Source organism: Kocuria rosea, assembly GCF_006094695.1.
Classification (GTDB): Bacteria; Actinomycetota; Actinomycetes; order Actinomycetales; family Micrococcaceae; genus Kocuria; species Kocuria rosea.
Genome location: NZ_CP035103.1, coordinates 422,485 through 447,990, shown reverse-complemented (window position 1 = coordinate 447,990; position 25,506 = coordinate 422,485). Strand labels below are relative to the sequence as shown.

The following is a 25,506-nucleotide window of genomic DNA, read 5'->3' as shown; positions in this document are numbered from 1 at the left end:
CCATGACCGAGGAGTACGAGGAAAGAATCGAAACGCTGTCGGCCAGTGCTTGCTGGACGCTGTTGCGGGCGACCGGCATCGGCCGTCTGGCGGTCTGGGTGGAGGACCACCCGGAGATCTTCCCGATCAACTACGTGGTGGATCACAGCAGCTTGGTGTTCCGCACCACGGAAGGCACCAAGCTCTCGGCGGCTCTCTCAGGTGTGCCCGTGGCCCTGGAGATCGACGGGTACGAAGCGTCGGTCAACCGGGTGTGGAGCGTGGTGGTCAAGGGACGGTCCGAGCAGATCCGCGGTATCGAGGAACTGACCGACACGCTGAGCCTGCCGCTGCTGCCCTGGCAGAGTGGACCGAAGGGACGGTTCGTGCGCATCGGCCCCACCACCGTGTCGGGACGCCGGTTCCAGGTGGCCGACCCGAAGGCGTGGCGCACCGGTCTGTCGGAGGCACCGCGTTCACCCGTGGACTGACCCACCGCAACGCCGACCGTCTGGGTCGGTTCTTCAGTCCAGCCCTGTGGCCTCGCCCGTGCGAGGCCACAGGGCTCGACGACGAGCACCGGTGACACTGGGCGATGCGCCGGGGCCGGCAGTGCTGCCGGTGTCAGCAGTCCGCTCTGACTCCGCCCTGCTCGGTCCTGCTGGCTCCACCCACCGTCCCCGTGGCGAGGCCATGCGAGCCCCGGAACAGGGACGGGGCCGCGGTGGTGGCGGGCGCGTTCATCCACGGCATCACCAGGCACCTCGACACCGCAGCTGGGGTTGTGCCAGGAGCCGGGGCAGGATCAGGTGTCTTGTGGATCCGCAGCAGGTACCGGTACGACCGCGATGACGTCCTGAATGGTGTGGGCGGCGCCGTGATCCGGTGCCTGCCGGGTGCGTAGTGCCGCGAGGTATCCGGCGACATAGGCCGTGACCGGCACGGCGGGGCGAGCCACCCCGGTGGAGACTACCCCGGCCAGAGCCAGCAGGTCGTCCAGAGGCACGTCCATGGCGTCCAGCTCGAACTCGGTCTTGAGCTGGGCGATCCATTCGGAGAGCAGGCGTCGTTCCTCAGACGTCATCTTCTTCGCCATGCCGCGTTCCTTTCCTCGGGGTCTTCTGTCAGCTGAGCCGGAACTTGTGCACGTCGTCCCAAGTGTCCACGTCCGCGGTGGCGTCCTCGGCCACAGTGACCTCCTGCAGGAGAAGGTCGTGGGTGAAGGAGCGTACCGAGCGGTTGGTGGGGTCCTGGTCCGCGTAGGCCGCGCGCAGCGCCTCGGTGCGGTACAGGGCGGCCAGCGGCTGGCGGCGACCGTCGGGGGTGACGCCGATGTGTCCGTCCGTTTCGGGCGCGGCCCCGGCGGACCCCAGCAGCAGGGGTACGGCGCGGGCCACTTCGGGCATGTCGCAGGCCAGGGTCATGGTCCAGTCCGCCAACGGCAGCGCCTCGAGGGCGGCCAGCCCGGCCGCGATGCCCGCAGCCGGCCCGGAGAACGGCGGATCCTCCCGGGTGCGCAGAACGCCCGCGGGGACGGCCAGCTCCGCGGGTCCGACCACAACGACCCCGGCAGCCCCTTGGACCGCTTCCACCGTGAGTTCCACGAGGGTGCGCCCGTTTCGCCGCAGGCTCGCCTTGGGTGTGCCGCCCAGCCGGGAGGATCGGCCCCCGGCCAGGACCACAACATGGAAGAGCAGAGCGCCGGCCGGAGTGTTCATCCGCCGGAAAAGGGCGGCAGGACGTCGAGCACGGCCCCGTCCGGGATCTCGGCCGCCGCATCTGGGCAGGCCACCCCGTCGAGCAGGAAGCTGGCACGGGACAGCACCTGGCCCAGCAGCGGTTGTCCAGGCACCGGTTGCTGGTGGCGTTGCGCGAGCAGTACCTCCACATCAGCGCGGGTACGGGGCGCGCCGTCTCCGGTGGGCAGCTCAAGGGTCTCGGCCTCGGTCCCGGCGGCTGCGCGTGCAGCCGCGAAGTACCGTACCCGCATGGTCGTACTGGTCGCGGAGGTCAGGGTACGGGGGTTGCTCTCTGTGGTGTTCTGGGTCATCGTTCCTGTTCCGGTCGGTGTGGTGGGGCGGCCACGGGTTCAGCCCCCGATCGCGCTCATCGGCCGCTCCGGCTGGACGTAGTCGGGTGAGTCCAGGCCCGTGTGGTCCATGCCGTGGGCGGCCGGCTTGGCCCACATCGCCGCCCGCCACCGCTCGGCGAGCTCGGCGTCGGTCGCACCGGCGCGCAGCAGCGGCAGCAGCTCGACCTCCTCGTGGGAGAACAGGCAGGACCGGACCCTGCCCTCGGCGGTGATCCGGGTCCGCTTGCAGTCGGCGCAGAAGGGCTCCGTCACCGAGGCGATGACACCCACGGTCCCCAGCGGCGCCTCCCCGGCCCCGGGAACCTCCTCGGGGGCCCCGGCGGGGGTGGTGGGGTGGACGTCCCAGAGCTCGGCCGGGGCGCCGTCGCGGGCGCCGGGGTGCGGGGTGAGCCGGAACCGGGTGCTGAGCCGGTGGCGGATCTGCGCGGCGGTGACCATCTCCGCCCGGGTCCAGCCGTGGTCGGCGTCCAGCGGCATCTGCTCGATGAACCGTAGGGCGAAACCGCGCTCCAGGGCCCAGGCGAGCAGCTCGGGGGCCTCGTGGTCGTTGACCCCGCGCATTAGCACCGCGTTGATCTTCACCGGGGCCAGCCCGGCGGCGGCCGCGGCCTCGGCCCCGGCCAGCACCTGCGCCAGGCGGTCCCGGCGGGCCAGGGCCCGGTAGGTCGCCGCGTCCAGGGTGTCCAAGGAGATGTTGATCCGGCTCAGCCCGGCCGCGGCCAGGGCCTGGGCCCGGGTAGCGAGGCCGATGCCGTTGGTGGTGAGCGAGACCGGCAGCTGCGGGTGGGCGGTGCGCACCCCGGCCACGATCTCCTCCAGGTCGGCCCGCACCAGGGGTTCCCCGCCGGTCAGGCGCAGCTCGGTGATCCCCAGCTGCCGGACCCCGACGTCGACGATGCGGGTGATCTCACCGGCGCTCATCAGCCGGGCGGCGGGCAGCCAGGGCAGGCCCTTGGCGGGCATGCAGTAGGTGCAGCGCAGATTGCACTTGTCGATGACCGACAGCCGCAGGTCGGTGGCCCGGCGGCCGTGCCGGTCGGCGAGCCCCGCCTCCCGGGGCGCGCCGCTGGGGCCCGGACCGGCACCGCGGATCTGCGGAAGTCCCAGGGAAACGCCCATGTCACCGCCTCCAACATATCGATCAGCGCAATAGCACAGACATCACTTGCGTTATTTGACCCACCTTATGGGGTCACCTTGCTGGTCCCCAAAAGTTACTGATCGTTCCTTGGGTTGCGCACAACACCGTGCGTCCCGGGCATTAGGGACACGATTAGGGCAGGCCGATATGACGAAATCCCAGTGATTCGAATCGAACGATTTTCGAAGCTTTCGGCTAGGGGAGCCAACCGCCCTAGATCCCCGACATGCCGCCTCAGGGAGCGCAATGGGCTCGCCTTCTGAAACAAAGTTCTCTTTCTGAAACATATGACACGTCAGCATTTACCACGGAATGCATTATGGCCAGAACAAGTCATGGCGCGACGATCAGTAACGCGTAAGAATGGCATTCTTGCCGGCGCATTACTAGGTTTCTTTCCATGACGACCGAATCCGTCCCGCCGCGCACCGATGGTCCTGCCTCCGACGCCCTGCTCAAGCTCGGGAAGTTCTTCACCCGCTGGGAGGAGTCCCCGGACGGCCGCGCGGTCTTCCGCGAGGGCGGGCGGGCCGGGGACGCGTTCTACCGGAACCGGTGGAGCCACGACAAGGTGGTCCGCTCCACGCACGGGGTGAACTGCACAGGCTCCTGCTCCTGGAAGATCTATGTCAAGGATGGGATCATCACCTGGGAGGCCCAAGAGACCGACTACCCCTCCGTGGGCCCGGACCGCCCGGAGTACGAACCACGCGGCTGCCCCCGCGGGGCCGCCTTCTCCTGGTACACCTACTCCCCCACCCGCGTGCGCTATCCGTACGTGCGCGGGGTGCTGCTGGAGATGTACCGGGCCGCCAAGGCAGAGGTCGGCGGGGACCCCGTCCTGGCCTGGCAGGCCGTGGTCGGGGACCCGGAGAAGCGCCGGGCGTTCCAGCAGGCCCGGGGCAAGGGCGGGCTGGTGCGCTCCAGCTGGCAGGAGGCCCTCGAGATGACCGCGGCCGCCCACGTGCACACGATCAAGACCTACGGCCCGGACCGGGTCACCGGGTTCTCCCCGATCCCGGCGATGTCCATGGTTTCCCACGCGGCCGGCGCCCGGTTCTTTAACCTCATCGGCGGGGTGATGAACAGTTTCTACGACTGGTACGCGGACCTGCCCGTGGCCAGCCCCCAGGTCTTCGGGGACCAGACGGACGTGCCCGAGTCGGGCGACTGGTGGGATGCGACCTATCTGATGATGTGGGGCTCCAACATCCCGGTCACCCGCACCCCGGACGCGCACTGGATGGTCGAGGCCCGCTACCGCGGCACCAAGGTCGTCTCGGTGAGTCCCGACTACTCCGACAACACGAAGTTCGCCGACGAGTGGCTGCCCGCCCAGGCCGGCACCGACGCCGCCCTGGCCATGGCCATGGGGCATGTGATCCTGAAGGAGAACTTCGTGGACCGGCGGGTCCCGTTCTTCGAGGACTACGTGGTGCAGTACACCGACCTGCCCTTCCTCGTCACCCTCGAGCAGCGCCCAGACGGCACCGTGGTGCCCGGCAAGTTCCTCACTGCCCAGGACCTGGGGCAGACAGAGGCCGCGGACGCGGCGTTCAAGACCGTGCTCCTGGACCGGGACGCGGGCACTCCGGTGGTGCCCCAGGGGTCGACGGGCTTCCGCTACAACGAGGCCGACGAGGGGAAGTGGAACCTGGACCTGCAGGGGGTGCGCCCGGCCCTGTCCGTCGCCGACTCGGCGTCCTACGAGCAGGCCACTAGCGTGATCGATCTGCCCGCGTTCACCGATGCCACGGGCGAGGGCTCGGTGGTCCACCGCGGGGTGCCGGTCACCGAAGTGGCCGGACGCACGGTGACCACGGTCTTCGACCTCATGCTCGCCCAGTATGGGGTGGGCCGGGCCGGGCTACCCGGCCAGTGGGCGTCCGGGTACGACGACGTGGAGACCCCCTACACCCCCGCGTGGCAGGAGGAGATCACCTCGGTCCCGGCGGCGGCGGTGGCCCGCATCGCCCGGGAGTTCGCCACCAACGCGGAGAAGTCCGGCGGCCGGTCGATGATCATTCTCGGGGCCGGCATCTGCCAGTGGTACCACGGGGACGTCACCTACCGGGCGATCCTCGCGATGCTCATGCTGTGCGGGTGTCAGGGGCGCAACGGCGGCGGGTGGGCGCACTACGTGGGCCAGGAGAAGACCCGACCGATCACCGGCCAGGCCACGATGGCCGCGGCCACCGACTGGACCCGCCCGCCGCGGTTCATGATCGGCACCGCGTTCTGGTACATGCACACCGACCAGTTCCGCTCCGACGGGTACTCCTCCGACTCGCTGCAGTCCCCGCTGGCCCAGGGTCACCTGAAGGGCATGCACACCGCCGACGTGGTCGCCAAGTCCACCCGCATGGGGTGGATGCCGTTCTTCCCGCAGTTCGACCAGAACTCCCTGGACGTGGCCGACGCCGCTTCCGAGGGTGTGGCCCGCGGGGAAGCACCTGATGAGGCCCGGTGGGTCGCGGATCGACTCAAGGCGCAGGACATGCGTTTCGCCGTCGAGGACGTCGACGCTCCGCAGAACTGGCCGCGCACCCTGATGCTGTGGCGTTCCAACCTGCTGGGCTCCTCCGCTAAGGGTGAGGAGTACTTCCTCAAGCACCTGCTGGGCACCCACCACAACGTCCTGGGCTCCGACCACTCCACCTCCCGCCCGAAGGACGTGACCTGGCACGAGCAGGCCCCGGAGGGCAAGCTCGACCTGCTCGTATCGGCCGACTTCCGGATGACCAGCTCCACCCTGCTCTCCGACGTCGTGTTCCCCGCCGCGACCTGGTACGAGAAGCACGACCTGTCCTCCACCGACATGCACCCCTACGTGCACGCCTTCACCCCGGCGATCAACCCGCCGTGGGAAGCGAAGACGGACTACGACCTGTTCCGGCTGCTGGCCGAGGAGTTCTCCCGGCAGGCGAAGGTGCACCTCGGGGTGCGCAAGGACATGGTGGCCACCGCGCTCACCCACGACACCCCGGGCGAGCTCGCCCAACCCGGGGGCCACGCCCCGGATTGGAAGGGCACCGACGTCCCGGCGGTACCGGGCAAGAACCTGCCGAACCTCCAGGTGGTGGAGCGCGACTACACCGCGGTCGGGGAGAAGTTCTCCGCGGTCGGGCCACTGGCTGAGAAGCTGGGCCTCACCACGAAGTACATCACCTACGACGTCTCCCACCAGGTGGACCAGCTGGCCCGCCTGCACGGGGTGTTCGACTCCGGGGCCGCGGCGGGCCGACCGGTGATCAACACCGACGCGCGGATGGCCGAGGCCATCCTCCTCTTCTCCGGCACCACCAACGGGGAGCTGGCCGTGCAGGGCTTCGAGACCCTCGAGAAGCGCACCGGGGTGGAGCTCGCAGACCTCGCCCGCGGCTCCGAGGAGAAGCGCATCACCTTCGCCGACACCCAGGCCGGCCCGGTCCCGGTGATCACCTCCCCGGAGTGGTCCGGCTCCGAGACCGGCGGGCGGCGCTACGCCCCGTTCACCATCAACATCGAACGCCTCAAGCCCTTCCACACCCTCACCGGACGGATGCACTTCTTCCTGGACCACGACTGGCTCAAGGACATGGGTGAGTCCCTGCCGATCTACCGCCCGCCCCTGGACATGCACCGCCTGTTCGGGGAACCCAAGCTCGGGCAGCGCGGGGAGCTGTCGATCGCCGTGCGGTATCTGACCCCGCACAACAAGTGGTCGATCCACTCGGAGTACCAGGACAACCTGTTCATGCTCTCCCTGGCCCGCGGGGGCACCACGGTGTGGATGAGCCCCCAGGACGCCGCACTCATCGAGGTCGCCGACAACGACTGGGTCGAGTGCCTCAACACCAACGGCGTCTACATCGGCCGGGCCATCGTCTCCCACCGGATGCCGGCCGGAGTGGTCTACGTCCACCACGCCCAGGAGCGCCTGATCGACGTCCCGAAGTCCGAGGCGACCGGGCGCCGCGGCGGGATCCACAACTCGGTCACCCGCATCCTCGTCAAACCCACCCACATGATCGGCGGCTACGCGCAGCTGTCCTGGGCCTTCAACTACCTCGGGCCCACCGGCAACCAGCGCGACATCGTCTCCGTGGTCCGCAAGCGCTCCCAGGAGGTCCAGTACTGATGCGAGTCATGGCCCAGGTCGCCATGGTGATGGCCCTCGACAAGTGCATCGGGTGCCACACCTGTTCGGTGACGTGCAAGCAGGCGTGGACGAACCGCGCCGGCACGGAGTACGTGTGGTTCAACAACGTGGAGACCCGTCCCGGGCAGGGCTATCCCCGCCGGTACGAGGACCAGGAGAAGTGGAAGGGCGGCTGGGAGCTCAACCGCCGCGGCAACCTCAAGCTCAAATCCGGCGGGCGCTGGGCGAAGCTGGCCGGCTTGTTCGCCAGCCCCGTCCAGCCCGAGCTCAACGACTACTACGAGCCGTGGACCTACGACTACGAGACCCTCACCAACGCCCCCGCCGGCACCGACTTCCCCGTCGCCCGCCCGAAGTCCCTGATCACCGGCGAGGACATGAAGATCTCCTGGTCGGCCAACTGGGACGACAACCTCGGCGGCGTCACCGAGGCCGGCCACCTGGACCCGATCGTGGAGAAGGTCCGGAAGGAGTCGGAGGAGAAGATCAAGTTCGAGTTCGAGCAGACCTTCGCCTTCTACCTCCCCCGGATCTGCGAGCACTGCCTGAACCCCTCCTGCATGGCCTCCTGTCCCTCGGGGGCGATCTACAAGCGCACCGAGGACGGCATCGTACTGGTCGACCAGGACAAGTGCCGCGGCTGGCGCCAGTGCGTCACCGGCTGCCCGTACAAGAAGATGTACTACAACCACAAGTCCGGCAAGGCCGAGAAGTGCACCTTCTGCTACCCCCGCATCGAGGTCGGGATCCCCACGGTGTGCGCCGAGACCTGCGTGGGCCGGCTGCGCTACATCGGCATCTTCCTCTACGACGCGGACCGGGTCACCGAGGCCGCCGCGACCCCGGACGAACAAGACCTCTACGAGGCCCAGCTGGACCTGATGCTCGACCCGCACGACCCGGGGGTGGTCGCCGCGGCCCGCGCCGAGGGCGTCCCGGAGGACTGGCTCGACGCCGCGCGCCGGTCCCCCGTCTACACCCTGGCCAAGGAGCTGCGGGTGGCCCTGCCCCTGCACCCCGAGTACCGCACGATGCCCATGGTCTGGTACGTCCCGCCGCTGTCGCCGGTCGTGGACCTGCTCAAGGACCAGGGCCACGACGGCGAGGACGCCGCCAACCTCTTCGGGGCGATCGACTCCCTGCGCATCCCGGTCGAGTACCTGGCCGAGCTGTTCACCGCCGGGGACACCGAGAAGATCCGGGAGGTGCTCAACAAACTGGCAGCCATGCGCTCCTACATGCGCGACATCGCCCTGGGCGAGGAAGCGGACGAGGCGATCGCCGAAGCCGTCGGGATGACCGGGACCGAGATCCAGAAAATGTACCGGCTCATGGCGATCGCCAAGTACGAGGAGCGCTACGTCATCCCCTCCGCGCACCTGGAGGACGCGCACAACCTCGAGGAGATCGGCTGCTCCCTCGACGTGGACGGTGGGCCCGGCATGGGCCAGACCGGGGTGTTCGGCGAAGCCTCCGGAACGCCGATGCCGGTCGCGGCCGAGAACTTCGCGGCCCTGCAGGCACGGCAGCGCGGGACCGACCCCACCGGAAACGAGGAACTGGGAGGGCGGGTCAACCTGCTCAACTGGGACGGGCGGGGCAAGCCCCAGGGCCTGTTCCCGCCCCAGGACGGGAACGGGGCGCGCTGATGGGGCTGCTGGAGAAGCTGCTCGGCAAGGCCGGGCCGGGCACCCTCGACCCGGGCGCCTACGCCGACCCGGACCCCCGGCGCAGCGCGGTGACCCGGCAGGCCGCCGCAGTGCTGCTGGGCTACCCGGACCCGGCGATGCTCGAGGTGCTCCCGCTGCTGCACGGGGCGCTCACAGAGGTAGAGGCCCCCGTGGAGGAGGTCGAGGAGCTGTTCGAGTGGTTCACGGCTCGCCCCTTGGATGAGGTGCAGGCCGACTACGTCCAGGAGTTTGACCTGTCCCGGCGGCACAGCCTGCACCTGACCTACTGGACCGACGGGGACACCCGACGCCGTGGGGAGGCACTGGCGGCCTTCAAAGAGATCTACCGCTCCCACGGGGCGCAGCTGGACGAGTCCGAGCTGCCGGACTACCTGCCACTGGTGCTGGAGTTCACCGCGAAGGTCTCCCCCGAGGACGGCTACGAACTGCTGCAGCGCTACCGCCCGTCCCTGGAGCTGCTGCGGCTGTCCCTGCGCGACGACGGCCTGCCGCACCGCGGCGCCCTCGCCCTGGTGTGCTCCACCCTGCCCGGGGTCTCCCCGGAGGACCGCGACGCGGTGATGCGGATGGCCGGCTACGGCCCGCCCACCGAATCCGTGGGCCTGGACCCCTACGACCCCCGGCTGCTGCCCGTCACCGAAAGGAACAGCCCATGATCCCCACCGCTCCGCCTCCCGAGACCGTCGAGATCGGGGTGGGGGACGTCCTGTTGTGGGGTGCCCTGCCCTACGTCGTGCTGGCGCTGATCATCGGCGGCTCGATCTGGCGCTACAAGTACGACCAGTTCGGTTGGACCACCCGCTCCTCCCAGCTCTACGAGTCCCGCATCCTGCGCATCGCCTCCCCGCTGTTCCACTTCGGCATCCTCGCAGTGCTGGCCGGGCACGTCATGGGGCTGGTGATCCCCCGCACCTGGACCGACGCCGTCGGGATCAACGAGCACCTGTACCACATCATGGCCCTGGGCATCGGCACGATCGCCGGGGTGGGCACCCTGGTCGGGATCGTGCTGCTCATCTGGCGCCGGCGCACCACCGGGCCGGTGTTCATGGCCACCACCAAGAACGACAAGCTCATGTACGTCATGCTCGTCGGCGCGCTGCTCACGGGCCTGGGCACCACGGTGCTGTCCCTGTTCGACACCACCGTGGTCGACTACCGCCAGACCGTCTCCCCGTGGTTCCGCTCCATCTGGATCTTCCAACCCGACGTCGCCGCCATGGCCGCGGCCGGCCCCGGCTTCAAGGTGCACGCCCTGTGGGCGATGGCGCTCTTCGCGCTGTGGCCCTTCACCCGCCTGGTGCACGCCTTCACCGCACCGGTGCACTACCTGTTCCGCCCCTACATCGTCTACCGCTCCCGTGACCGCGCCTCCGGAACGAACCTGGCCCCGGTGCGCCGGGGTTGGGAGCCCGTGGGCACCCGGGACCGGGCCCGTGGCACCACGAAAGCACCCACGGGCCGCAACCGCGCCGGTCGCCACTGACGTCTCGCCCTGCCCACCGAACGCACGAGGACAGCCATGTCATCCACCTCCCCCGCGACCTCTTCCGGCACCACTGCCCCTGACCTCAAGGCCGGGCAGCTGCGCAACCTGCTCCTGGCCACCCTGGCGTCCGCAGTCGGCTTCTGGGCCTGGACGATCGTGGGGCCGCTGGCCAAGCGCTATGCCCAGCAGATGGACCTCGACGCCACCCAGACCTCGGTGCTGGTGGCCATGCCGATCCTCGTCGGCGCCGTCTGCCGGGTGCCCGTTGGCGCGTTGACCGACCGCTACGGCGGGCGGGTGATGTTCACCGTCATCCTGGGCATCACCGCTCCCCTGGTGCTCGTCACCGGGCTCGTCGGGCAGCTGGGCAGCTTCGGACTGCTCGTGGCCGTGGCGTTCTTCCTCGGCATCGCCGGTACCGTCTTCGCCGTGGGCGTCCCGTTCTGCTCGGGGTGGTACGAATCCCACCGCAAGGGCTTCGCCACCGGGGTCTTCGGCGCCGGTATGGTCGGCACCGCCGTCTCCGCGTTCCTCACCCCCCGCCTGGTGACCGGGATCGGATACCTGGGCGCCCACGTCCTGATCGCGGTGATCGTGGGAGTCATGGCTGTGCTGTGCTGGGCGCTGCTACGGGACTCTCCCGTGCACGGGGCCAAGGCCCCCGAGCCGGTCCTACCGAAGATCAAACACGCGTTCACGCTGAAAGTCACCTGGCAACTGTGCTTCCTCTACGGGGTCGTCTTCGGGGCGTTCGTCGCGTTCTCCAACTACCTGCCGACCTACCTCGACAACGTCTACGACTTCGACGCCACCGCCGCCGGCACCCGCACCGCCGGCTTCGCCCTGGCCGCCGTCATCGCCCGACCCATCGGCGGGATCCTGGCCGACAAGATCGGGCCGAAGACGGTGACCCTGACCGCTCTGTCCGGCACCGCCGTGCTCGCCATGGTCGTAGCCTTCCAACCCGGTCAGGAACGCGTCTACGGCCCCACCTTCCTGCTCATGGCACTCTTCCTCGGCCTGGGCACCGGCGGTGTCTTCGGCTGGGTCGGCCGAGCCGCCCCGGCCAAGGACGTCGGCACCATCGGCGGCATCATCGCCGCCGCCGGCGGCCTGGGCGGATACTTCCCGCCGCTGGTCATGGGCGCCACCTACAACGCCGAGCACAACAGCTACTTCGTGGGCCTGACCCTGCTGGCCGGCTTCGCGATCCTGTCCCTGCTGCTCGCCCTCACCGTACGCAACGGCGGGAAAGTCGACGAACGAACCCACCCCTGAACACCACCACCAACTGCCCCCACCGCCGGCGCGGAGGTCCCCGCGCACCGCGCTGACGGCCACCCACGACAGGACACACATGACAGGCCATCCCTCGGCCGATGACGCCATCCCCCACGCACCCCCGCTGGCCGGACCCGCCACGGCACCGGGACCGGCCACGGATCCCGTCCGGTCCGATTGGAACCCGCGGGGCCCGCAGTTCCGTCGCGATCCTGTGGCCGCCTACGACAAGCTGCGCTCACGCTGTCCCGTGGCCCGCGATGCCAGTGGTGCTTGGACGTTGTTCACCCACGCTGACGTCACTGCCGCCGCGCTGGACCACGAGAGCTTCTCCAACGCAGTCTCCCGCTACCTCCAGGTGCCCAACGGTCTTGACGGCCCTACCCACACGGCCTTCCGCGCCCTCGTGGAGCGGTTCTTCACCCCTGAGCGGATGAGCGCCCTGGAGCCGGTGGTGCAGCGGGTCGCCACCGACCTGGTGGGCCAGCTCGAGGTCCCCGGCCCGATCGACGCCGTGGCGGTCGGCTCCCGCTTCGCCGTGCGCGCACAGACGGCCTGGCTGGGGTGGCCTGCAGGCCTGGAGGAGGATCTGCTGCAGTGGATGCAGGACAACCATGCCGCCACCCGCTCCCGGGACCGTTCCCGCACCACTGAGGTCGCCCAGCGCTTCGACGCCATCATCCGATCCTTGACCGACGTCCGCCGCGAGGCCGGCGACGGTGCGCCCGATGACGTGACCACTGAGCTTGTGCGTGCCCAGGTTGATGGGCGGGAGCTCAGCGACGATGAGATCGTCTCGATCCTGCGCAACTGGACCGGCGGTGACTTGGGGTCGATGGCGTTGTGCACCGGCGTGGTACTGACTTATCTGGCCGATCAACCCGAGTTGCAGGCCCGGCTGCGCTCGGGGGTGTCCGACCGGGAGTTCGACGCGATCCTCGATGAGATCCTGCGGATCGATGACCCGTTCGTCGCCAACCGCCGCATCACGACGGAACCCGTCACAGTCGGTGGTCGAGAGCTGGCCGCCGGCGACCGGGTGCTCCTGAACTGGACCGCCGCCAACCGCGACCCGCGGATCTTCGCTGACCCGGACGCGTTCGACCCGGTCGGCAACGCCCCGTACAACCTGGTGTACGGGATCGGCAAGCACGTGTGCCCTGGCAGGCCGCTGGCGACCCTCGAGCTGCGAGTACTGACCCGCGCCGCCCTGGCGGCGACGGCCGTGATCGAGCCCGATCCGGACCGGCCCCGGGAACGCGAGTTGCCGCCCGTGGGTGGGTTCGCCACCGCTCCGCTGCGCCTGCGGTGACACCCACCGCTCCGGCGGGAACACCGACCCCGTGTCGGGGTGGAGGAATCAGCCTCTCCCCGGCCGGGGCCGAGCACGCGTCGCTTGTCGGGACGCCCGAGCAGCCAACCCCTGGGGTTTAGTAGTTCTGGGGCGGGTCGGAGGCGGGGAAGGAATCGAGTCCCCACTGCTCGATCTTCGCTTCGTTCCGTTCGTACTGGGCGGCGGCTGTTTCCGCGTTCTTGATCAGCTGCTGGAGCTGGACGGTTTCGACGCTGGTGCGCGTCGCCGTGGCGATGCGGGGGCTCGTGGTCGGACTGGTCTTCTGGCACATGGGATGTTCCTTCTGTGGGCTGGATCCGCTCTCTCGCGCCCCGCCTCAAGATGAGTCGACAGGTGCCGGTGTGACGGCCCCCGTCAATGGGCTGGGGCCGCCACACCGGCGCCCTTGTTCTCACCGCATGAGGCTCCGGGCGTGCCCATGATCAGCACACGGGGGTGGGTTCGATGACGATCTTGCCGGTGGCGTGACCGGCCTCGACCTCGGCGATCGCCCGTCCTGCTTCTGCCAGGGGATAGCAGGCGGTGACGTGGGGATCGACGAGTCCGTATTCGATGACCTCGGTGATCTTTTCCATCGCCTCCTCGGTGCGTTCCAGTGCCGCCCCGCCCAGTTCTGTGGCGGTCGTGGCGTCGGCCGCCGAGATGATCCTGGCCGGATCGGTAACCAGGCCGGCGACCTCGCCCAGGGCCTCACCCCCGACGAGGTCGACGACAAGGTCCACCCCCTCGGGGGCGACCTCGCGGACGCGGTCAGCAGCTCCTTCCCCGGAGGGGACGAAGGTCGCCCCGGTGCATTCGACGATCTTGCGCTTGGACTGGCTGGCGACGCCGATGACGGTGAACTGGTGGACGCGCCCAATTTGGGCGGCCATCAGTCCCACCCCGCCGCCGGCGCCAAGAATCAGCAATCTCTGGCCGGGTTCGAGTTCGAACTGGTGGGTGGCGTCATAGGCGGTGGCCGCAGCCACCGGGATGGTGGCGGCGTCGGCGAAGGAGATCTCCTCGGGCTTGGCGACCGCCTCGGCCGCCCGCACGAGGGTGTGCTCGGCGAACCCGCCGTGACCCGGAGCGACGGGGCCGAGGATCTCGTCGCCGACCGCGAAACCCTTTACGCCTTCCCCGAGATCGGTCACGACGCCGGAGACCTCCCGGCCCATCGGGGCCGGCAACTCCCGGTCCCGCCCCAGTACCCCGGAGCGGATCTTCCAGTCGACAGGATTCACCCCGGCGGCCCGAACCTCCACGGCCAGCTCGCCCGGGCCAGGCTGCGGGGCGGGCCGATCGAGGAGCTGTTGGGTCTCAGGACCGCCGAAATCGGTGAACACGTAGACCGTGGACATCGTCTTCCTCGTTTCTTCTCTAGAGGGTGTGGATGAGTGCGGGCTCAACCGGTCGGGGGTTCGTCCCGGCCGGTGGCCTCGGCCGCGTCCGCCTCCTCCTTGGTGGCGTAGGCGGCCTCGGCGGCGTGCTCGGGCGGGCTGTAGACGGTGTAGAGCACCAGGGGCTCATCCCCGGTGTTGCGGAAGTTGTGCCGGGCCCCGGCCGGGACCGCGCACTGGTCACCGGCCTCGATCGGATGCGTGTGCCCGTTCAGGTCGGCTTCCCCGGTGCCGGCGACGAAGGTGAGGATCTGATCGGTGTGCTCGTGGACCTCCTCGCCGATCTCACCACCGGTAGGGATGGTCATGACAACGATCTGAGCGTGTTGGCCGGTCCACAGCACCTGGCGGAAGTCGGGGTTGCTGCCAGCGATGTCGGCGATGGTGAAGTGCTCAATGTTGCCCTCGATGATGAAGTGCTCTTGCGCGCTCATGATGCTCCTCCTGCAGTGATGGTGGTCTCTCCGCCCGGGGCCGGGCAGGACTGGTGGTGCGTTCCGCCCCGTGGCGGGCGGTCCTGGTGTGGGGCCGCCCGCCACGGTGGTGTCCTAGGACCGGGATGTCACCCGGTCTGTGGCCGGGGCGGCCGGTGTGGTGCCCGTCGCGGGGGTGGTGTCCTGGGCGCGGCGCAGCAGCCGCATGGCGTTGGCGATCACGACGAGCACAGAAGCCTCGTGGACGAGCATCCCGATCGACATCGTGACCCCGCCGGCGAAGACCCCGGCCAACAACAGCACCACGGTGATCAGGGCGACGGTGATGTTCTGATGCATCACGGCCACGGTGCGCTTGGCCAGCCCGATCGCTTCGGGCAGCTTCAGCAGGTTGTCGCCCATCAGCGCGATGTCGGCGGTCTCCACGGCCACAGCCGAGCCGGCCGCGCCCATGGCCGCGCCGATGTCCGCGGTGGCCAGGGCGGGGGCGTCATTGACGCCATCGCCGACCATCACCACCAAGTGGCCCTCCCGCTGCAGCGCCGCGACCGCCTCGAGCTTGTCCTCGGGCAGCAACCCGGCGCGGATCTCGTCCACCCCGGTGACCTTCCCGATGGCCTGAGCCACCAACGGGGCGTCACCGGTGAGCATGACGACCTTCTCCACCCCGGCCTCGTGGAGCCGGGACACCATCTCGGCCGCGTCGGCCCTCACCTGGTCGGCCACGGCGATGACACCGATCACGGCATTGTCGACGGCCACGATCATGGGTGTCCGCCCAGCCGCGGCGAGCTTCTGGGCCGCAGCTGCAGCCTTCGGGTCGGTGATGCCGTACTGCTCCAGCAACGCGGCGTTGCCGATCAGCACCCGCACCCCGTCAGTGGTCGACACGATGCCCTTGCCCGGCACTGGGTCGACCGCCTCGGGGACCACGGAGGCGCCCACGCCCTCGGCCGCAGCGGCGTCGAGGATCGGGCGGGCCAGGGGGTGCTCGGAGCCGGCCTCCGCGGCCGCGGCCCAGCCCAGCACGTCCGCGCGGTCCAGCGCCGGGTCCAAGACGACCACGTCGGTCAGCTGCGGGCGGCCCTCGGTGAGCGTGCCGGTCTTGTCCACGGCGACGGCGGTGATCCTCGCGGAGGTCTCCAGGAACTCCCCACCTTTGATCAGGATGCCATTGCGGGCCGCACGGCCGATGCCGGCCACGATGGCGACCGGGATGGAGATCACCAGGGCTCCGGGACAGCCGATGACCAGCAGGGTCAGGGCGAGCACCACGTCCCCGGTGATCAAGCCACCGACCAGTGCCAGGACCATGATTGCGGGGGTGTACCAGGTGGAGAAGCGGTCGATGAATGCCTGGGTGGCCGCCTTGGCGTCCTGGGCCTCCTCCACCCGGTGGATGATGCGGGCCAGCGTGGTGTCGGCGCCGATGCCGGTGGCCAGCACCTGAAGAAACCCGCCGCGGGAGACGGTCCCGGCGAAGACCTGGTCGCTCTTGGCCTTCTCCACCGGGATGGACTCCCCGGTGATGGAAGCCTCGTCCACGGCACCGGTGCCGGCCACGACCTGGCCGTCGACGGGAACCTTGGCGCCGTTCTTGACCAGCACGACCTCGCCCATCGCCACGTCCGCGGCCGGAACCTCGACCTGCTCCCCGTCACGCAGGACCACGGCGGTGTCCGGGGCGACCGCGACGAGCTCGGCCAGCGCCGAGCGGGTCTTGTTGAGGGTGGCCGACTCCAGGGCGTGGCCGACCGCGAAGAGGAAGGTCACCGCGGCGGCCTCCCAGTAGTTGCCGATGATGACCGCCCCGATGGCGGCGACCGCCACCAGCAGGTCGATCCCGACCATGCGGGCGACCATCGCCCGGACGGCCTTGACCACGATCTGATTGCCGGCGACGACGGCGGCGGCGAGCATGAGCACATCCGCCCACAGGACCGAGCCGACGACCTCGGAGGCGACGAACGAGGCGAGGATCAGCACCCCCGCAACCGCGGGGATCGCCCACCGGCCGTAAATCCACCTCTGCACCCTGTTCATGATGTCCGTCCTTCCTGGTAACCGTTCTCGCCCCTGATGGGGGCTTGTTCACGACGCTACGCACAGCCCACGGACCCGAACATGTCGGGGATCAATCAACCGCACGATCGCAGGAAGGGCCAATGAGCGCCGGCTCGGCGGGCAACGAAGAGCGCCGCTGCCGTGACCTCCTGGGGAGGTCCCGGCAGCGGCGCGGGCTGTGGGTGCGGCGGGTCAGAAGGCGGCGGGGCGGGCGGTGTAGCCGACCTTGGCAACAGCGGCGACGATGTCCTCCACACTCACGAGGGCAGGGTCGTGGTCGACCTCGATGCGGGCCGAGGCGAAGTGGACCTTCACCGCGTCGACGCCCTTCAGACGCCCGACGCGCTTCTCGATCTTGGCCACGCAGGAGGGGCAGGAGAAGCCCTCGGCGCGCAGGACCGTGTGAGTGGTGGTGGCTGTGGTGGTGGTCATGGTGGTGGTTCCTCTCCCTGTTGTGGAGTACTCACCTCATCGGGTGTGTCTCCAACCTACGAAGGACCGGGTCCTCGGACCATGACGGGCGTCAATCAACCGCGAAGCTCGGGGGTCAGGCCTCCGCTCCGGCGATCTCCGCCAGCCGGCGCGGGTCACGCACGGCAGTCCAGCGGCGGCCGGCGTCGATGACACCGTCCTTGCGCCACCGGCTCATCACCCGGGAGACGGACTCCGGGGTCGACCCGGTCATCCCCGCCAGATCCGCCCGCGACAGCGGCAGCTCGATCAAGGTCCCGCCCTCGCGGGCGGGCTCCCCGAACTTCTCCGCCAGGCGCAGCAGGACCGCCGCCAGTCGCTCGGCCACGGTGGCCGTGGACTGCCGGGTGACGTCGGTGCGGGCCTGGGCGAGCAGCGCTGTGGTGTCCTCGAGCACCCGCAGCCCCACCTCTGGGTGCTCGCCGAGGATCTGGCGGAACGCGTCGTCGCCGATCCGCAGGGCGCACACGGTGGTCAAAGCCTCGACAGTCTCGGCGTAGGCTTCCTGGCCGAGGGTGCGCAGCCCGCCGAACAGGTCTCCCGGCCCCAGTAGCTCCACCACGACCTCTTGCCCATTCGGGGCGGTCCGGTAAGCCTTGGCCCGTCCCGCGGCTACGAGGTAGAGGTGCTCAGCCGGTGCGCCCTCGACGTGGAGCGCGTCCCCCTCAGCCCAGGACAGGGAGGTCATCCTCCGGTCGATGTCCGCCAGCTGCTCCTCGACCAGCCCGGCGAACATCGGTGTCCGGGACAGCACCCGCATCCGCACCGGCGCCGGACAGACGTGGGGCTGCGCGCAGGTCGACCGCAACGGGATCCGCCGCCGAGAAGACACCGGGCTAGCATCCGGGGACATCCGCGCCGGCGACCCCTGCAGGCCCTCGGCGTGCGAGGAGGTGCTCATGCTGTTCCCTTCAGGCCAGGTAGGGGAAACGGCACCAGGTACGGGGCGCCCACCTGGTCACCGGATCGCGTCGTTCGAATTCCACCGTACTCCCACAGCATTCGGCCCCGGCCCCGCGTCCCGCTTTCACGGACCCCGGCCCGCATCAGCAACATGGCTTCTTCCCCCAGACCTTCTCCAATGGGGGTGCATCTCACAGACACCACCAGTGCGCGCAGAGCTTTCCCCGCTGACGTGTCGCTGGCGCCCGTTCGGCGTGGCGCGCGGGGAGTCCTGCAGCTTCCAGGAGGAGCGTGGACGCTGTGAACACCTCACGTCCCGAATCGACTCCTCCAGCCCATCAGCAGCGGAAGCCGCCCCGGGACTTCGCCGCCGTCCTGCCGCTGTTGGTGGGCTCGGCTGTGGGCGCGGCCGGGGGCAGCACCTTCGTGCTGGCCAACGCCTCCGCACTGGTCCTACCGCGGCCCGGACTGACCCTGGTTGCCTGGGGCGTGCTCGCGCTCGGATGGTTGGCCGCGACACTGCTGCACCGGCACGACCCCGCCGTAGCACGGCCGCGCCGGCATGCCCTGACGATTTACGTGACGAGTGTGGTGGCGACGCTGGTGCTGATCCCACTCGCCACCACGGCCTTCGGCACCCTCGAGGCAGAGCCCCTGCGTCCCGCGGCCATCGCCGCGGCGGTGGGTCTTTTCGTCACTCCCACGGCAGGGCCCGCAGCCGCAGTGCTGGCCGGGTTGACGATGCTGGCCTCGATCACGCTCTACAACCTCCGTCACTAGCCAGCACTCCACGGCCCGGAAAGCAACCCACAGTGCATCAGACCCGCCGGGTTCGGCGTGAGGTCGTTGCACGGAGGCTGGACTATGGACGAGGAGGTTCAGGAGGTGTCTCCGTCGACGGGTTCGACCTTAGGGTCCGTTGCCGGGGTGCAGCGAGTATGTGGGGGCAGTGCTGCGCTCAGGTGCGGGGCGATGTGTGCCAGGTGGGCGAGATAGCCGTGGGCGTCCAGCTCGGTCAACGCGAGGCGAACCTGGGCCTTGGCCGTGCTGGCGCGGGCGGCGAGCTCGGCCAGCGCCAGGGTGTGCTCGGGGCGGGTGCGGGCCACCGCGCGCAGCACCCGACGGGCCTCCGGGCTCAGCCGGGAGTCGGCGCTTGCCTGGTGGATCAGGGCCTCCAGGGCCGGGCGCAGGGCGGCAAAGGCCGCCGCCCGGGACAGCGGATCGGCCACGGGAGTCGCCCAGTTGGCGTGCGCTGCGGCAGGGTGGGCATCGTTCATGCGGGCCTCCTCAACCGGGGCAGCTACCTGCGATTGGACGATGTGCTGCCACAGGGACGGAGGGACGGTCATGAGTGCCGTAAGGGGCCGCCGGCCCGGCGGCAGAAGCGTCGCCCCCCCGGCGACGGAGCCCAAGGCCCCAGCTCTTCTGCCGCCAGGACGGCGGCTATTCGACCGGTCTGGAATGGGCCAGCCCCCCGGCTGCGCCCTCTGACACGGTCCACACTAGGTGGCCCAGCCCCCCGACTGAGCACCGTGCGCGATACCCCAACCGTACCGACCGGTAAGGAAAAGATCGACTTTCATAATGTCCCCACTTCCGCCGGTGGGACGCCCCGCCGTGCTGACGAGGCGGTCCGGGGCCGGGTTGTCCGCCCAGAGGCGGTTTCCGCCGGCGCGTACGGCAGGCTGGAATTGCTGGGCCCCCCGGTCCTGCGGACACCGACTCCGACCGCATCGGCTAAGCCTTCCCCTGGGGATGCCGTCTGCGTGGTGCTGGCCCGGTGCCTGTTATGGGTTCCAGGCCATGACGCCATCGGCTGCACGTCCGGGGACGTCGACGAAGCCCTCCGCCGCATAGAGCTTCTTGGCGTAGTTGTCGGCCTCCACCGACAGGCTGAGCCGGGGCACCCCTCGAGCTCGCGCGTCGTCCTGCACCCGGCGCAGGAGCGCCCTGCCCACTCCCCGGCCACGCCAGTCGCCCCGCACCCACAGGCTCACCTCCGGGGTGTCCTCGGCGAGGAATCCGTAACCAGGATCATCCGGGGGCAGGAATTGGGCCCAGACAACGCCGATGGCGCCCTTCCCGACTTCGGCCACCCAACCGAAGTCGCCGCGCTGGGGATCAACGACCGTGTAGTGGGCGAACTCCGACCGCGTGCGCACATCGGCCGCTATGAACCGCTGCCCGCACCAGTTGAGGTTCCCGAGCGTGGCCGCGGCCAGCAACGCGTTCTCCGCTGCCATCAACGGTCGCAAGGAGAAGTCATGGAGCACGGGGTCATCGTAGGGCCGCAACCAGATGCCGAACCTCAACTGCATCATCATTCCCGCGGGCAATGTCCGGTAGCACCGCAGCCACCCTGATGCTCACCGAAGGCTGGGACGTGAAGGTCGTTGCCCAGCTGCTGGGTCACGCTTCGGTGACCACCACCTCCAAGTACCTCGACGAACGGGACTGCCGCACGAATAGGTGACAGGTTGACCTGACCTACGGTTTGGTTTCCAGTGGCGGTCGCTAGTCGAAGGCCTTCATGGAAGGCTCACCGCTATGCCCCGCCCCTACCCTCCTGAGTTCCGTGCACGAGCGATCGCTCTCGTGCGTGAGGGCCGCCAGGTCAAGCAGACCGCGGCTGATCTTGGTATCCACCCTGTCACGCTCCATTCCTGGTTGCGCCAGGACGACATCGATCAGGGCCGCCGGCCCGGGCGCAGCACCCAGGAATCGGCTGAGCTCCGGGCGGCCCGGGGCCGGATCCGCCAGCTTGAGCAGGAGCTCGCGATCATCCGCCACGCGGCCACCTGGCTCGATGAGGAGGGCGGAGTCCCCCCAAAAGGGCGCACCCGGTGATCGATCGTCTCGTCGACGCCGGGGCCCCGGTCCACACCTGTTGCCGCATCCTGGGCGTCTCCCGCCAGGGCTACTACCGGTACCGCAAGCGTCCGACCAGCTCCACGGAACTGCGCCGACGCTGGCTCACCGGGCTGATCCGCGAGATTCACGTGGCCTCTCGGGGCACCTACGGCTACCGCCGCATCCACGCGGAACTCACCATTGGCATGGGCATCCCCTGCTCGAGCCGGCTCATCTCCGCGCTGATGACGCGCGCCAGCATCGGCGGACTGCCCGGCCCGGCGCGCATCAAGCGGCTTCGAGGCGTGGCGACCGCAGACGACCTCGTCAACCGGAAATTCCACCTCCTGGCGCTGAACGAACTGTGGGTCACGGACATCACCGAGCATCCCACCCCTTGGATTCCAGCGGTCGTCGCAACACCCTGACTGATAGGGAATGACGACGATGGGTGCTTCGTCACCACGGAAGCGAAGTCGGCAGTACAAGGCGGCCGAGAGGGCAGAGTTTTTCCGGCGTCTGGACCGAGGTGGCACGATCCGGGCGGTCGCAGCCGAGCTGGGGCTGAGCCCGGACACTTGTTACCGGTGGCGCCACGAGTCGGGGACCTCCACCGCCCGCGGGATTCCTCGGACGTACACGGCCCAGGACAAGGCGGAGTTCTTCCGCCGGCTGGCGCTGAATCCGAACGTCTCTGCGGTGGCCCGGGAACTCGGCTTCGTGCGCGTGACCTGCTACAAGTGGGCCCACCAGGCCGGGATCTTCACCGGCAAGGACGTCACCGCCCAGCGTGAGGAATTCCTGCGCCTGCGCGCCGAAGGCCTCAGTCGCGCCCAGGCCGCGGCCCGCGTCGGCGTGGACAAGCGCCGCGCCCAGGACTGGGATAAGGGCATCCGGCAGTTCTACGGCGGCCGGGTCTATCCCGACGGTCGGGTGGTGCGGTACGGGCAGGCCGGAATACTGGCAAACGTGAAGACACCGCGCACCGCGTACACGCGAGGAGTCCCGGATGACCTGCAACGGCTCGAGCGCCCAATCAGTGACCGGTATCTCAGCCTCGAAGAGCGGGAGCAGATCCACGACCTGCACGTGCGCGGGGACTCGGTCCGGGCCATCGCCCGGGTTCTGAATCGGGCGCCGTCGACGATCGGGCGGGAGTTGACCCGCAACACCGCCACCGCCGCCGGGTACCTGCCCTACGCCGCGCACCGTCTGGCCGTGGCCCGCCGGCCGCGGCCACGACAAGGAAAGCTGCAGGTCCTGGCGGTGCTGCGCGGCTACGTTGCCACGGGACTGGACCAGAAGTGGTCGCCGGAGCAGATCAGTCACCGGATGGTCATCGACTTCCCGGCCGATCCCCGGATGCGAGTCTGCACGGAGACGATCTACCAAGCGATCTACGCCCCCGACCGCACCGGGCTGACGCGTGCTGCGGCGCCGGTGCTACGTTGCCGGCGCGCCGCCCGCAGGCCACGGCGCGACCCGGCCCGACGCAGAAGCCGGTTCGTGGAACCGATGGTCCCGATCACCGACCGCCCCGCCGAAGCCGAGGACCGCACCGTGCCCGGGCACTGGGAGGGCGATCTCATCCTCGGCACACTGAGCGGATCCGCGATCGGCACCCTGGTGGAGCGCGCCACCCGCTACGTCACTCTCGTGCACCTGGCCCACGACCACACCGCCGAGACAGTCCGGGACGGGCTCATCGCCACGGTCAACCAGTGGCCACCCGGGCTGCGCCGTTCCCTGACCTGGGACCAAGGGGCGGAGATGTCCCACCACGCCAGCCTCCGCCGCGCCACCGGCATCGACGTGTTCTTCTGCGACGCCGCCAGTCCCTGGCAGCGCGGATCGAACGAGAACATGAACGGTCTGCTCAGGCAGTACTTCCCGAAAAGCACCAACCTGTCGGCGCACACCGTCGAAGATCTCCACAACGTCGCCCGGGAGCTCAACAGCCGCCCTCGGAAATCCCTCGGATGGGCCACCCCGACCGAACGACTCCGTGCTCTACTGGAACCTGGCTGAACGGCATGTGTTGCGACGACCGCTGGAATCCAAGCCCGCGAGGGCAAGGTCTACTGCGCGGCGGTGCTCGACGCCTGCAGCCGCAAAATCATCGGCTGGGCCATCGACTCCAAGCAGGACTCCACCCTGGTCATCAATGCCCTAGACATGGCCCTCCGCGCCCGAAAGCCCGGTGCCGGCGGAATCGTCCACGCCGACCACGGGGTCCAATTCACCTCGTGGGTGTTCACGCAGAAGATCCGCTCGGCCGGACTGCTGCCCTCGTTCGGCACCGTCGGCGACGGCCTCGACAATGCCATGATGGAATCCTTCTGGTCGACGATGCAGATCGAACTGCTGAACCGTCGGAAGTGGAAGACCCGGATCGAGCTGGCGAACGCGATCTTTGAGTACATCGAAGTGTTCTACAACCGACGCCGCCGACACTCCGCACTCGAGTACGCCACCCCGCACGAATACGACCTCGCTCGAACGCCGCAGGCACTCACCACCGCTGGAAGCTAGCGACCACGACTGGCAACCAAACCATAGGTCAGGTCAACCTGACACCTTCCGGTGCGGCGGTCCCGCTGTGCCGTCGCGCGTCGAGGTAGTCCGATGGCTGACCGCGAACCGACCGTGCCGTGGCTCGGGTACGGCTACGGCTTCTGCGGACGGGTGCGCGGGTGATCGTTGTCCTCAGGCCAGGTTCGACACGCCCGTGTAGGTCGCGTAGGCCGGGAGCCCGGTCCGTTCGTAGACCTGGAGGGCGAGCCCGCCCGGGGTGGTCTGATTGCTGACCAGCTGCAGGCGCGCTGGCGCGCCACCGTCGGGGAAGAGGCGGCGCCCGTGGCCGAGGACGACCGGGGCCACCACGAGCCGGAGTGCGTCGATCAGTCCTGCGGCCAGCAGAGACTGGGCCAGTCGAGCGCTTCCGTGGATCTGAAGCTCGGCCCCGGGCTGCTGTTTGAGTTCTGCGATCTGGGCCGCAACGTCGCCGGAGAGGACCGTGGTCGGCTTCCACGGGCCGGTGGTCAAGGTGTGCGAGGCGACGTACTTCGGCAGGCTGTTCATGAGCTCGGTGAAGGGATCGTTCGGGTCGGTGATCTTCGGCCAGTCCCTGGCGAAGGCGTCGTAGGTGCGCCGGCCCAGCAGCAGTGCCTCGGCCTGGCCCAACCACTGCGCGGCGCGGTTGATGAACGCCTCGTCCAGGTAGGGGACCAGCCATCCCCCCCTGGGTGAACCCACCGCTGGTGTCCTCCTCGGGTGATCCCGGGCCCTGGGACACCCCGTCGAGACTCACGAACTCGGTGACGGTCAGCTTCATCGTCTTCTCCCTTCTGTGGGCGTGGGTCTAGGTCCGTGGCTCGACGAGCTCGGGCGGCAGTCTGGTGACGGTGCCCCAGCCCTCGTGGAAGCCCAGCCGTTCGTGCCGATCACGATCGGGTCTGCTGGCTTCGCCCGGTTCCTGTCGGAGGCCGGCACAACAGCCCGGTGATGATTCACGGCAGGAGTCCGGAGTCGCGCTGACCGGCCCCCCACCGCTTGTCGGACTGTCGCGCGACAGTTCCCATTGTCTGGCAACTTTCGCGCCCCGGGGCCCTTCGCTCGCGCAAAACAGGTCGCCGTGTCTGTTCACTATCGATTGACTCGGGTCGGGGCCTTGTTCCAGGCTGGACGAGTTCCCGGGCGGAGACGATTTCGCCCTGACCGATCGAGGAAGGAGTCACCATGGTGGATCTCGGAGGCTTTGCGGACAAGGCCAAGAATTTCGCCAGCGAGAACCCGGACAAGGTGGAGCAGGGCATCCAGGGCGGCGGCGACATGGTCGATGAGCACACCGGCAACAAGTTCCAGGACCAGGTGGACCAGGCCCAGGAACACGCCGGAGGTCTGGTCGGCGAGCAGAACCCTGAGGATCAGCAGAACTGATCCGCACGTGTTGTCGCGGGCCTCGGACCCCATGTGGGCCCGAGGCCCGCGTCGTGACGTCGACCTTCAGTTCGAGGAGCCGGTTTCCCTTCCCGGCACGGGATGCGGCGCCCAGGTGTCCGACCGGCCCACTCGTGCGCACCCCTCGAGGCGGCCGCCACCGAGCACTCGACCGACCAGCCCCCTGCCCCTTGCGGGCCTCCACAACGGGTCGTTCCCACACGACTCCAGCACTGCCCGCCCCCAGGCGGTGGGCACAAGGCACCCAGGGGCAGGCGGCGCTGAGCATTCGGACCGA

24 protein-coding genes and 3 pseudogenes are annotated in these 25,506 nt (G+C 69.2%); 14 read left to right on the top strand and 13 right to left on the bottom strand.

The annotated features are described in order from the left end of the window. Positions 1-2 precede the first annotated feature (2 nt). Complete coding sequence (locus tag EQG70_RS02025; RefSeq protein ID WP_109223112.1) at positions 3-470, top strand: pyridoxamine 5'-phosphate oxidase family protein; 468 nt, start codon at positions 3-5, stop codon at positions 468-470. 314 nt (positions 471-784) lie between these two features. On the opposite strand, the gene EQG70_RS02020 is transcribed toward EQG70_RS02025, so the two are convergent. The 4 genes from EQG70_RS02020 to moaA are packed head-to-tail and all read right to left on the bottom strand — an operon-like array spanning position 785 to position 3,190. Beyond that, on the bottom strand, positions 785-1,075 hold the full coding sequence (locus EQG70_RS02020) for a DUF6457 domain-containing protein (RefSeq protein WP_058874004.1): 291 nt from the start codon (positions 1,073-1,075) through the stop codon (positions 785-787). Between the two features lie 28 nt (positions 1,076-1,103). Next, positions 1,104-1,697: a molybdenum cofactor guanylyltransferase gene (gene mobA / locus EQG70_RS02015; RefSeq protein WP_051063819.1), complete on the bottom strand. Its 594-nt coding sequence runs from the start codon at positions 1,695-1,697 to the stop codon at positions 1,104-1,106. After that, a complete protein-coding gene (locus EQG70_RS02010; protein ID WP_017834538.1) occupies positions 1,694-2,029 on the bottom strand; it encodes a MoaD/ThiS family protein in 336 nt (111 codons plus the stop codon). Before EQG70_RS02010 ends, mobA begins: the two co-directional genes overlap by 4 nt. Positions 2,030-2,068: 39 nt before the next feature. Continuing rightward, positions 2,069-3,190 (bottom strand): GTP 3',8-cyclase MoaA, encoded by a 1,122-nt coding sequence (gene moaA / locus EQG70_RS02005; RefSeq protein WP_058874006.1) that lies wholly within the window; start codon positions 3,188-3,190, stop codon positions 2,069-2,071. 422 nt (positions 3,191-3,612) lie between these two features. Here moaA and EQG70_RS02000 point away from each other — a divergent pair, with 422 nt between their 5' ends. From EQG70_RS02000 to EQG70_RS01975, 6 genes are all read left to right on the top strand, one after another. Further along, the gene (locus EQG70_RS02000; protein ID WP_109269494.1) at positions 3,613-7,332 is read left to right on the top strand and encodes a nitrate reductase subunit alpha; all 3,720 of its coding nucleotides are present in this window, start codon (positions 3,613-3,615) and stop codon (positions 7,330-7,332) included. Continuing rightward, a complete protein-coding gene (narH, locus tag EQG70_RS01995; RefSeq protein ID WP_109269493.1) occupies positions 7,332-9,002 on the top strand; it encodes a nitrate reductase subunit beta in 1,671 nt (556 codons plus the stop codon). The genes EQG70_RS02000 and narH overlap by 1 nt, the downstream gene beginning before the upstream one ends. Next, entirely contained in the window at positions 9,002-9,700 is a 699-nt protein-coding gene (gene narJ, locus EQG70_RS01990; RefSeq protein WP_017834488.1) for a nitrate reductase molybdenum cofactor assembly chaperone, read from the top strand. Before narH ends, narJ begins: the two co-directional genes overlap by 1 nt. Next, positions 9,697-10,530, top strand: coding sequence for a respiratory nitrate reductase subunit gamma (gene narI, locus EQG70_RS01985; protein WP_109244522.1), 834 nt, complete (start codon positions 9,697-9,699; stop codon positions 10,528-10,530). Before narJ ends, narI begins: the two co-directional genes overlap by 4 nt. A gap of 36 nt (positions 10,531-10,566) precedes the next feature. After that, positions 10,567-11,811, top strand: a complete 1,245-nt coding sequence (locus tag EQG70_RS01980; RefSeq protein ID WP_058874012.1) for an MFS transporter — start codon at positions 10,567-10,569, stop codon at positions 11,809-11,811. A 217-nt stretch (positions 11,812-12,028) separates the two neighbouring features. Beyond that, entirely contained in the window at positions 12,029-13,126 is a 1,098-nt protein-coding gene (locus tag EQG70_RS01975) for a cytochrome P450 (RefSeq protein ID WP_017834491.1), read from the top strand. Positions 13,127-13,244: 118 nt separating this feature from the next. Here the strand turns inward: EQG70_RS01975 and EQG70_RS01970 are convergent, their stop codons facing one another. From EQG70_RS01970 to EQG70_RS01945, 6 genes are all read right to left on the bottom strand, one after another. After that, positions 13,245-13,439: a hypothetical protein gene (locus EQG70_RS01970; protein ID WP_017834492.1), complete on the bottom strand. Its 195-nt coding sequence runs from the start codon at positions 13,437-13,439 to the stop codon at positions 13,245-13,247. 151 nt (positions 13,440-13,590) lie between these two features. After that, a complete protein-coding gene (locus EQG70_RS01965) occupies positions 13,591-14,508 on the bottom strand; it encodes an NADP-dependent oxidoreductase (RefSeq protein ID WP_109269491.1) in 918 nt (305 codons plus the stop codon). 44 nt (positions 14,509-14,552) lie between these two features. Continuing rightward, positions 14,553-14,981 carry a cupin domain-containing protein gene (locus EQG70_RS01960; protein WP_017834494.1) on the bottom strand — a complete coding sequence of 143 codons (429 nt, stop codon included), beginning with the start codon at positions 14,979-14,981 and terminating at the stop codon, positions 14,553-14,555. Between the two features lie 114 nt (positions 14,982-15,095). Beyond that, positions 15,096-17,024, bottom strand: a complete 1,929-nt coding sequence (locus EQG70_RS01955) for a heavy metal translocating P-type ATPase (protein ID WP_017834495.1) — start codon at positions 17,022-17,024, stop codon at positions 15,096-15,098. 213 nt (positions 17,025-17,237) lie between these two features. Continuing rightward, positions 17,238-17,477 (bottom strand): heavy-metal-associated domain-containing protein, encoded by a 240-nt coding sequence (locus tag EQG70_RS01950; RefSeq protein ID WP_017834496.1) that lies wholly within the window; start codon positions 17,475-17,477, stop codon positions 17,238-17,240. A gap of 115 nt (positions 17,478-17,592) precedes the next feature. Then, positions 17,593-18,276 carry a Crp/Fnr family transcriptional regulator gene (locus EQG70_RS01945; RefSeq protein WP_229587753.1) on the bottom strand — a complete coding sequence of 228 codons (684 nt, stop codon included), beginning with the start codon at positions 18,274-18,276 and terminating at the stop codon, positions 17,593-17,595. Between the two features lie 434 nt (positions 18,277-18,710). On the opposite strand from EQG70_RS01945, the gene EQG70_RS01940 reads away from it, so the two are divergent. Further along, positions 18,711-19,199 carry a hypothetical protein gene (locus tag EQG70_RS01940; RefSeq protein WP_109269490.1) on the top strand — a complete coding sequence of 163 codons (489 nt, stop codon included), beginning with the start codon at positions 18,711-18,713 and terminating at the stop codon, positions 19,197-19,199. A 98-nt stretch (positions 19,200-19,297) separates the two neighbouring features. On the opposite strand, the gene EQG70_RS01935 is transcribed toward EQG70_RS01940, so the two are convergent. Continuing rightward, a complete protein-coding gene (locus EQG70_RS01935; RefSeq protein ID WP_017834499.1) occupies positions 19,298-19,696 on the bottom strand; it encodes a hypothetical protein in 399 nt (132 codons plus the stop codon). 510 nt (positions 19,697-20,206) lie between these two features. Next, complete coding sequence (locus tag EQG70_RS01930) at positions 20,207-20,743, bottom strand: GNAT family N-acetyltransferase (protein ID WP_017834500.1); 537 nt, start codon at positions 20,741-20,743, stop codon at positions 20,207-20,209. A gap of 11 nt (positions 20,744-20,754) precedes the next feature. On the opposite strand from EQG70_RS01930, the gene EQG70_RS18860 reads away from it, so the two are divergent. The 5 genes and pseudogenes from EQG70_RS18860 to EQG70_RS01910 all read left to right on the top strand — a co-directional run. Continuing rightward, positions 20,755-20,892 carry a tyrosine-type recombinase/integrase gene (locus EQG70_RS18860; RefSeq protein ID WP_229587746.1) on the top strand — a complete coding sequence of 46 codons (138 nt, stop codon included), beginning with the start codon at positions 20,755-20,757 and terminating at the stop codon, positions 20,890-20,892. Between the two features lie 74 nt (positions 20,893-20,966). After that, positions 20,967-21,664, top strand: a pseudogene (locus EQG70_RS01920) (transposase); the annotation flags it as partial. Positions 21,665-21,707: 43 nt separating this feature from the next. Then, positions 21,708-21,818, top strand: a pseudogene (locus EQG70_RS18405) (hypothetical protein); the annotation flags it as partial. 252 nt (positions 21,819-22,070) lie between these two features. After that, positions 22,071-23,297: an IS30 family transposase gene (locus EQG70_RS18400; protein ID WP_408669335.1), complete on the top strand. Its 1,227-nt coding sequence runs from the start codon at positions 22,071-22,073 to the stop codon at positions 23,295-23,297. Positions 23,298-23,333: 36 nt separating this feature from the next. Continuing rightward, a pseudogene (locus tag EQG70_RS01910) lies at positions 23,334-23,801 on the top strand (IS3 family transposase); the annotation flags it as partial. Between the two features lie 174 nt (positions 23,802-23,975). On the opposite strand, the gene EQG70_RS01905 reads toward EQG70_RS01910, so the two are convergent. Then, positions 23,976-24,524 carry a dihydrofolate reductase family protein gene (locus EQG70_RS01905; protein WP_244296641.1) on the bottom strand — a complete coding sequence of 183 codons (549 nt, stop codon included), beginning with the start codon at positions 24,522-24,524 and terminating at the stop codon, positions 23,976-23,978. A 483-nt stretch (positions 24,525-25,007) separates the two neighbouring features. Between EQG70_RS01905 and EQG70_RS01900 the strand changes: the two genes are divergently transcribed. Continuing rightward, positions 25,008-25,208, top strand: coding sequence for an antitoxin (locus EQG70_RS01900; protein WP_017834502.1), 201 nt, complete (start codon positions 25,008-25,010; stop codon positions 25,206-25,208). The last annotated feature ends 298 nt before the right edge of the window (positions 25,209-25,506 follow it).